This is a genomic window from Streptomyces capoamus (genome assembly GCF_014654935.1).
In the GTDB taxonomy this organism is placed as follows: Bacteria; Actinomycetota; Actinomycetes; order Streptomycetales; family Streptomycetaceae; genus Streptomyces; species Streptomyces capoamus.
Genome location: NZ_BNBF01000009.1, coordinates 286,020 through 289,565, shown reverse-complemented (window position 1 = coordinate 289,565; position 3,546 = coordinate 286,020). Strand labels below are relative to the sequence as shown.

General features: G+C 74.6%; 3 protein-coding genes. 1 reads left to right on the top strand and 2 read right to left on the bottom strand.

What is annotated here, in order from left to right; translation table 11 throughout:
• A partial coding sequence (locus IE312_RS40520; RefSeq protein ID WP_268254320.1) for an amidase family protein occupies positions 1 to 577 on the top strand: 577 nt, incomplete at its 5' end.
• A 31-nt stretch (positions 578 to 608) separates the two neighbouring features.
• Here the strand turns inward: IE312_RS40520 and IE312_RS17220 are convergent.
• Together IE312_RS17220 and IE312_RS17215 are read right to left on the bottom strand one after the other, a co-directional pair.
• Positions 609 to 782 (bottom strand): hypothetical protein, encoded by a 174-nt coding sequence (locus IE312_RS17220; RefSeq protein ID WP_189982693.1) that lies wholly within the window; start codon positions 780 to 782, stop codon positions 609 to 611.
• A gap of 388 nt (positions 783 to 1,170) precedes the next feature.
• A complete protein-coding gene (locus tag IE312_RS17215; RefSeq protein WP_189982690.1) occupies positions 1,171 to 2,688 on the bottom strand; it encodes an SDR family NAD(P)-dependent oxidoreductase in 1,518 nt (505 codons plus the stop codon).
• Positions 2,689 to 3,546: the final 858 nt, after the last annotated feature.

Here is a 3,546-nt window from a genome sequence, read left to right as displayed (position 1 = left end):
CGGCAGGCCGTATACGACCGCGGTCCGGCAGGCGGCCGGGGTGCTGGCCCGGGCCGGGCACCAGGTGCGGCGCGCCGAGCCACCGTACCCGCTCTCGCTGGGCGCGACCGCGCTCCAGCACTGGACGGCGGGCACCGCGGTGGACGCCGAGGGCCTGGACCGGGCGCGGCTGGCCCGCCGGACCCGGGTGCACGCGGCCGTGGGCCGCCCGTTCGTGCGCCGGGTCCGCACCGGGGAGGCCCGCGAACGGCTGCGGGCCCGGCTGGCGCCGTTCTTCACCGAGTACGACGTGCTGCTCACCCCGGCGCTGGCCCGCCGCTCCCCGCAGGCCGGCCCGTGGCACGAACGGGGCTGGCTGCCCAACGTGCTGGCCAACACGGTCTGTTCGCCGTTCACCCCGCCGTGGAACCTGACCGGCTGGCCCGCGATGTCCGTCCCGGCCGGCACCCTGCCCTCGGGCGCCCCCTGCGCCGTACAGCTCGTGGGCCGGCCGGGCACGGAGGCCGTGCTGCTGGACCTGGCACAGGAACTGCAGGAGTCGAGCCCGTGGCCGCGGACGGCCCCGGTGACCGGCTGAGACGGGAACCGCGACGGGTCCGGCCCCGGGGTCAGTCCACGCTCGGCAGGATGTGCGGCTCGGCGAGGTCGTCCTCGTACCCCGCGAGACGGATCGGGGCCGACCGGGCCCACACGTCGAGGCTGCCGAGTTCGCCGGGCCGGCGGCCCACGCGCTCCGTGTGTTCCTCCGGGCGCTGTTCGCGCTTCGTCTTCTCCGGTGTCACCGCGCACTCCTTATGTGTCGGTCACCCTCGGGGCGTACCGGACAGTCTGCGCTCCGGCGTTCGACGCCCGCTCGGGTCTGGATGGAAGGCCAGTTCGGACGCGGTGGCGCCGGTGTCTCTGTCGGTCGGAGCAGGCCGTTGTCGACCGGCTCGCCCCAGGACGGACGATGGGTGTGGGTGGGACCCCTTGTCGCTGTCCGTCCACTCCAGGTTAACCAAATGAGCAGGCATCCGCTCGATAGGGAATGCAAACATGCGGTAACCGATACATGTCGCCCCCGCGCCCAATACCCCCCAATATGGGGCTTCTTGAACCAGGACGCTCACTCGGGCGACGCGGTGAATCACCCATGTGGCCTACCGGGGCCGACACTGACGCGGTGACGGCTCACCACTTCCCGGGCGCGTAGTCCTTCATGAAGACGCCGTACAGGTCCTCCCCCGCCTCGCCGCGCACGACCGGGTCGTAGACGCGGGCGGCGCCGTCGACCAGGTCGAGCGGAGCGTGGAAGCCGGCCTCGGCGAGGCGCAGCTTGTCGTAGTGGGGGCGCTCGTCGGTGATCCAGCCGGTGTCGACCGACGTCATGAGGATGGCGTCGGCCTCGAACATCTCCTGGGCGCTGGTCCGCGTCACCATGTTCATCGCGGCCTTGGCCGCGTTGGTGTTGGGGTGGCCCGCGCCCTTGTAACCGCGGCTGAAGACGCCTTCCATGGCCGACACGTTCACGACGTACGCCCGTCCGCTCGCCGCCTTGCGCGCGGCGTCGGCCATGGCCGGGCGGAGCTTGCTGATCAGGATGAACGGCGCCGTGTAGTTGCACAGCTGGGTCTCGAGCAGCTCCACCGGGGAGATCTGGTCGATCGTCTGCACCCAGGTGTTGCTGTCGACGACGTCCGGGAGCAGGCCGCCGGCGTCGATGGCGGTGCCGTCGAGGTGCCGGGCGACGCTGGCGTTGCCCGCGACCAGGGCGAGGTCGGCGACCTTCTGGGCGTCGAGACCGCTGGTGCCGACGGGCAGCGCGGCCAGGCCGTCGACCGCGCCGGAGTTGAAGGCGCCGATCACGTGGTGGGCGGGCAGCTCCCCGGCGGGCAGCGGGGCGCTCTCGCCCTCGACCAGGGCGGCGTAGGCGGAGGGCAGGCGGCGTACCGTCTGCGTGGCGTTGTTGATCAGGATGTCCAGCGGACCCCCCTCGGCGACCTGGTCGGCCAGCGCGACGGCCTGGGCCGGGTCGCGCAGGTCGAGGCCGACGACCTCCAGGCGGTGCATCCAGTCCGCCGAGTCCTCCATCGCCTTGAAGCGGCGGATGGCGTCCTTGGGGAAACGCGTCGTGATCGTCGTGTGGGCGCCGTCGCGCAGCAGCCGCAGCGCGATGTACATGCCGATCTTGGCCCGGCCGCCGGTGAGCAGGGCGCGCTTGCCGGTGAGGTCGGCGCGGGCGTCCCGCTTGTCGCGGTTGAGGCGGGCGCAGTCCGGACAGAGCTGGTGGTAGAAGTAGTCGACTTCCACGTACCGCGTCTTGCAGGTGTAGCAGGACCGGGGGCGCTGGAGTATGCCCGCGATCTTGCCGGCCTCGATCTTGGAGGAGGGCAGGATGCCCTCGGTCTCGTCGTCGATGCGCTCGGCGGAACCGGTCGCGGTGGCCTCCGTCACGGCACGGTCGTGCGCGGTCTTGGCGGCCCGGCGCTCCTGGCGGCGGCGCTGCTTCACCGTCCGGTAGATGTGCGAGGTGGCCCGGCGGACCGCGATCGCGTCGGGGTGGTCGACGTCGATCCCGTCCAGCTCCTGCAGCACGCTCAGGCAGACGGCCAGCCGCTCGGGGTCGATACCGGGCCCGTGGACCAGCTCGTCCACGGAGGCCTCCGTGGACATGTCCCTGGACGCCGAGCCGTCCTCTGTCACCGTCATCGCGCTGCCGCTTCCCTGATCACCCGCGCGGCGCTCCGACTCGCGTCCGCTTTCGAACAGCGGATTTTACGGAGCCCCGGCCGATGGCACCAAACCGCTCCGCTCGCTCACCCCGTCCTCCGACCCCGCCGGGCGGCGCCCACACCCCGCCGGACCAGCCCGGGGACACCGGCCGGCCGGCGCCGGCACCGCACCGGGAGCCCGGGCGGAAGCCCTCCGGCCGGGTTCGGGCCGGCCCGGGGCGGGGCCCCTGGCCGGGACCGTCCCCAGCGGTCGCAGACCCCCGGCGCCGCACCCCGCACGCCGGCCGAGTCGCGCCCCACCCGCGCGCGCACGGACCCGGCGGCGATCTCGCACCGGCGGCACGGCCGGACCCCCGCCCGACCAGGGCCCCGCTCAGCGGGCGCAGACCCCCAGCATCGCCCCCCACCGGCCGACTCGCGCCACACCCGCGCGTACGCACCCGGGGCACCGCACCGGCGGCACGGCCGGACCCCCGCCCGACCAGGGCCCCGCTCAGCGGGCGCAGACCCCCAGCATCGCCCCCCACCGGCCGACTCGCGCCACACCCGCGCGTACGCACCCGGGGCACCGCACCGGCGGCACGGCCGGCCCCCGCCCGACCGAGGCCAGGCACAGCGGACGCAGACCCCGCAGCGCGCACCGCACCGGCGGGCGCAGCGCGCCGCAGGCACCCGCGCCCGCTGAGCACGCCCGGCGACGGCGCCGTACCGGCGGCGCGGGCGGGAGCCCCCTGGCCGGGACCGGCCTCAGCAGTCGCAGCGCCCGGCGCCGCACCCCGCACGCCAGCCGAGTCGCACCGCACCCGCCCGCGTACGCACCCGGCGGCGATCTCGT

Bases quoted from the DNA above. Each gene is read 5' to 3' on its own strand.
- IE312_RS17215 (WP_189982690.1), bottom strand. From the start codon at position 2,688: ATGACGGTGACAGAGGACGGCTCGGCGTCCAGGGACATGTCCACGGAG.